A 4754-nucleotide genomic window follows, 5' to 3' on the forward strand; every position below is an offset into this window, starting at 1 on the left:
GCGGCCGCCAACAAGAGCAAGGAGGAGGCGCAGAAGGCCGCCGCCGACGCCAAGGCCGCCGTCTTCACCAAGCAGTGCACCGACACCCTCGACGGCCAGCTGCAGAACCAGACCGCCACCGTCGACTCCAGCGGCCGGGTCTCCTTCATCGAGGCCGTCCCGCAGGGCGACATGAAGACCGAGCAGCTCAAGGACAACCTGGGCCGCTGCACCGCCGGTGACTACGTCATGGGTCACGGCGACGTCATGATCAAGAACGTCGACCCCAAGATCTGGCACGACGACGGCAAGGGCCAGGACGTCTGCGACGTCACGGTCAACGTCAAGGTCACCGGCACGGTCAACTACGTCATGAAGACCTGCCCGGAACCGGGCCTGTCGATCGCGGCGTGCACCGGCAAGTACACCGTCTGGAACACCGTCGTCGTCGGCAGCACCCAGGTCAACGACCAGCGCGACGAGACGTTCCAGCTCGGCTACTTCGACTACCGGCTGCACTACTCGCCGGAGGCGCAGCGGGGCCAGATCCTGTGGCACGCGCTGAGCGACGACTTCGTCAAGTGCTACCACGACCCCGGTATCAACGCGCACTGCGCGTGGGCGGCGTCCAACTTCATCCCCTGGGGCACCCTCGCCAAGGGCGTCAAGGTCATCGTCGCCTTCCGCTTCGCCCTGGAGGCCGGCGTCGGCATCGAGGACGCCAAGCTCGCCGTCCAGGCCACGCTCGACGGCTACAGCCAGGCGGCCCTGAGCAAGCTGACCTCCACGGCCGACGCGGTCGCCAGGTTCCGCCAGACCCTGAAGGACGGCATCGGGACCGAAGAGGCGCTGAAGGCCCTGAAGGCGGACCAGAACGTCGACCGCGAGCTGGTCGACGAGCTCGCGGACGAGGCCTCGCTCGGGGCCGACCTGCGCAAGGGCTGCCTGGTGACGCGCAACAGCTTCCCGGCCGGCACCCTCGTGCTGATGGCCGACGGCACGCGCCGTCCCATCGAGCGGGTCCGCGCGGGGGACTCGGTCACGGCCACCGATCCGGCCACCGGTGTCACCGGCGCGCAGCGCGTCGAGAGCACCATCTACACCCCCGAGGACCGTGACTTCACCGAGCTCACGATCGCGGCGCCGGACGGCACTTCGGCCACCGTCACCTCCACCGACCACCACCCCTACTGGTCGCAGGGCGCCCGCGCCTGGCGCGGTGCCGCGGAGCTGGTGGCGGGCGACAGCGTCCGCACCGCCGACGGCCGGGCCGTGCGGATCACCGGGACGCGGCACTGGACGGCGCCGCAACCCGCGTACAACCTCACCGTCGGCAGTGTCCACACGTATTACGTGTTCGCGGGCGATACGCCGGTCCTGGTGCACAACAGCACGTGTGAACCGCAGTTCCGCACGGACACCTCACACATTTTCCGCACCGGTCATCCCGGGCACCTGACGACCGACACCCCGGAGAACCGTGCGCTGATCATGCGCGCGATCCACCCGGACAACCTCCGTCAGACGATCACGCTGCCCAACGGCGGCGGCACGCTCGACAAGTACTTCCTGACGCTGGAGGACGGCACCCAGGTGTGGGCGGAGGTGCGGAACGGAACTACCATCACGAACGGAGGATTGAACCCGACCCCCCGATAGTTAGGCCTTCATGAGCAGCTATTCGATGAACGAGCACGAGGCGTTCGAGGCGATGTCCAAGTTCATTTGGCAATTCGCCAACCGCGCGGGAGACGATCTGCTCACGCTGCTGGGGGACATCTCGCTGGAAGCGGACGGGAAACCCACCGATCCGGCGGCATGGACGGACTGGATGGAATGCGTCCGGTCCACCATGGAGAAGAATTCGTAAGCCGGCCGCGGAGCCGGGCGGATCCCGGTTGAACCGGCCGCCCGGGGGCGTTCCCGGTGGATGACGCAGGCCCCGTCGGAGTGAACTCCGGCGGGGCCTGCGGCCGTCCCGGCGCCGCCGCGGGAGGGGGCGGGTCACCTAACAGCAGTGCCATGTCACACCCTTGCGGTGGCATGTAACCTGTGACATTGTTCTGACGCTGAATCCGGTGACAGGTTGTCGTCAAGGTCCCCCTCCCTCATGCCTCGTGGCTGACGCTCCGTTGCTCATCTCCCCCACTCAGGACAAGGACACCGCAGTGCGTCTGCGCCAATCCCTTCCCCTTCTCGTGGCCGGCGCCCTCGCCGGTTCCGCGTTCATGCTGCCGACCCCCGCCCTCGCCTCGCCGGGCGCGCCCGCCGCGGCTCCCGCAAAGGCCGCCGCACCCGCCGTACCCGCCGCGCCCGCGCCGTTCGGGGCCGAGGTCGCCGTGGAGACGTCCGAGGCGATGGGGCGCACCGCCGCCCCGCTGCCGTCCGACCTGCTCGGGCAGGCGCTGCAGCCGGCCGGGACGGCCGTGCAGACCTCCGCGCGCACCGGCGCCAGGCCGGCGGCGCCCGCCCCCGCCAAGCACGCGATGGCGGCCAACTCGACGGCCGACGCCGCCAGTTGCACCCCGGCCGACTTCGCCTCCCGCAGCGGCGCCGACCTGGTCGCCTTCGTCCAGGGCTCGACCACCGACTGCGTCAAGACGCTGTACAACGTCACCGGCACCGACGCGGGCAACGTCTTCAAGCAGTCCCAGATGCTCGCCGTCGCGGGCGCCTTCCAGGCCCAGGCCGCGCACTACAGCGGCGACAACTCCGCGAACATCCTGCAGCTCGTGCTCTTCCTGCGCGCCGGCTACTACGTCCAGTCCACCCTCCCGGCCGCCGTGGGCCCCTACGACGCGAAGCTCACCACCGCCGTCAAGGCCGGCCTGGACGCCTTCTTCGCGAGCGCGCACTGGAGCGACGTCAGCGACGCCAACGGCCCCGTGCTCAGCGAGGTGCTGGTCCTCACCGACAGCGCCAACGTCCAGGACCGGTACCTGAACGTCTACAAGCAGGTCCTGAACGGCTACAACAACGGCTACAACGCGTTCCCGAAGATGGTCAGCGCCGTCAACGCCGTGCTGTGGGCGCCGCTGTGGCGGGCCAACTGGAACCCCGACTACGTCAGCGCCATCACCGCGGACCCGAGCGTCATCACCGCGCTGTCCGACTTCGCGCAGAACCACCGGGACCTGCTCACCACCGCCAACGCCTTCCTCGACGTCAACGCCGGCAACGACCTCGCCCGCACCGCCGGCGACGGCGGCGCCGTCGAGACCTTCACCAAGCCGCTGGTCAAGCAGGTGCTCGACACCACCCCGATATCCGGCGCCATCGGCAAGCTGTACGTGTACACCGCGTACAACGCCAACAAGTACGACACCGCGCAGTGCTCCTACTACGGCACCTGCGACCTGCCCGGCAAGCTCACCGCCGCCGTCCTGCCCGACACCCTGGTGTGCGACAACCGCACCATCCGCGGCGAGGCCCTGTCCGCCGAGGACCTGGCCACCGTCTGCGCCAGCCTGCGCGGCGAGGACGGCTTCTTCCACACCATGGTCAAGGACAACGGCCCCATACCCGGCCAGTACGGCAAGACCATCACCCTCGCCGTCTTCTCCAACCGGGACGACTACCTGACCTACTCCTGGGCCATCTACAACAACTCCACCGACAACGGCGGCCAGACCGTCATGGACGTCACCGACCCCGCCAACAAGCCGGTGTCGGTCATGTACCAGAAGGCGTGGAACGACGGCTTCCCCGCCAACGTGTGGAACCTCAACCACGAGTACACGCACTACCTCGACAACATCTACGACATGAAGGGCAACTTCACCACCGAGATCTCCGTCCCGGACATCTGGTGGATCGAGGGCGTCGCCGAGTACGAGTCCTACGCCTACCGCGGCACCACCGACACCCAGGCGATGACCGAGGCCGCCGCGCACCGCTACAAGCTGAGCACCGTCTTCCAGAACACGTACGCCAACTCGGACACCGTGCGCACCTACCCGTGGGGCTACCTGGCCGTGCGCTACATGCTGGAGAAGCACCCCGGCGACGTGTACACCATGCTCGGCCACTTCCGCACCGGCGACTACCAGGGCGGCTACGCGGTCTACAACAACCTCGGCACCTCCTACGACGCCGACTTCGACGCCTGGCTGAACGCCTGCGCGGCCGGTGCCTGCTACGCCGACGGGCCCACCGCCCTGTTCGACCAGTCCGTCAGCGGCCCCACCGTCACCCTCACCGACAAGTCCGTGGAGACCAACTCCCAGGCGCAGCTGGCCTCCTGGCACTGGACCTTCGGCGACGGCACCTCCTCCGACGAGCGCAACCCGGTGCACAGCTACGCCAGCCCCGGCACCTACACCGTCGCCCTGACCGTCACCGACAGCGCCGGCAAGTCCGCCAGCTCCCCGTCCTCCGTCACGGTCACCACCGGCGCCGGCACCACCCTGCCGACCTGCACCGACCCGCGCACCGACGCGCTCGGCCAGAACTGCTCGCGCCCGAACCAGGCCCGCACCGCCGGCAGCCTCGACTACTTCTACCTCTACCTGCCGGCCGGCACCACGACGCTGAAGGTCTCCACCTCCGGCGGCACCGGCAACGCCTCCCTCTACTACAACGCCGACACCTGGGCCTCCCCCGGCGCCTACACCGCCTCCTCCACCAACCCCGGCACCACCCAGAGCCTCACCGTCACCAACCCGACGGCCGGCTACCGCTACGTCAGCCTCTACGCCAACACCGACTTCAGCGGCGTGACGGTCAACGCCCAGTTCTGACCCCCGCACGCAGGAACGGCGAAGGGCGGCGCGTCC

Annotated in this window: 3 protein-coding genes; all 3 read left to right on the forward strand. The window is 68.9% G+C overall.

Going from position 1 to position 4754, the window contains the following annotated elements; genetic code table 11:
* A partial coding sequence (locus tag AB0O00_RS29905) for a polymorphic toxin-type HINT domain-containing protein (protein ID WP_363657029.1) occupies nucleotides 1-1638 on the forward strand: 1638 nt, incomplete at its 5' end.
* 10 nt (nucleotides 1639-1648) lie between these two features.
* Nucleotides 1649-1849 carry a hypothetical protein gene (locus AB0O00_RS29910; protein ID WP_363657031.1) on the forward strand — a complete coding sequence of 67 codons (201 nt, stop codon included), beginning with the start codon at nucleotides 1649-1651 and terminating at the stop codon, nucleotides 1847-1849.
* Between the two features lie 298 nt (nucleotides 1850-2147).
* Nucleotides 2148-4718, forward strand: coding sequence for a collagenase (locus AB0O00_RS29915; protein WP_363657033.1), 2571 nt, complete (start codon nucleotides 2148-2150; stop codon nucleotides 4716-4718).
* Nucleotides 4719-4754: the final 36 nt, after the last annotated feature.

This window comes from Kitasatospora sp. NPDC093558 (assembly GCF_040683475.1).
Taxonomy (GTDB): domain Bacteria; phylum Actinomycetota; class Actinomycetes; order Streptomycetales; family Streptomycetaceae; genus Kitasatospora.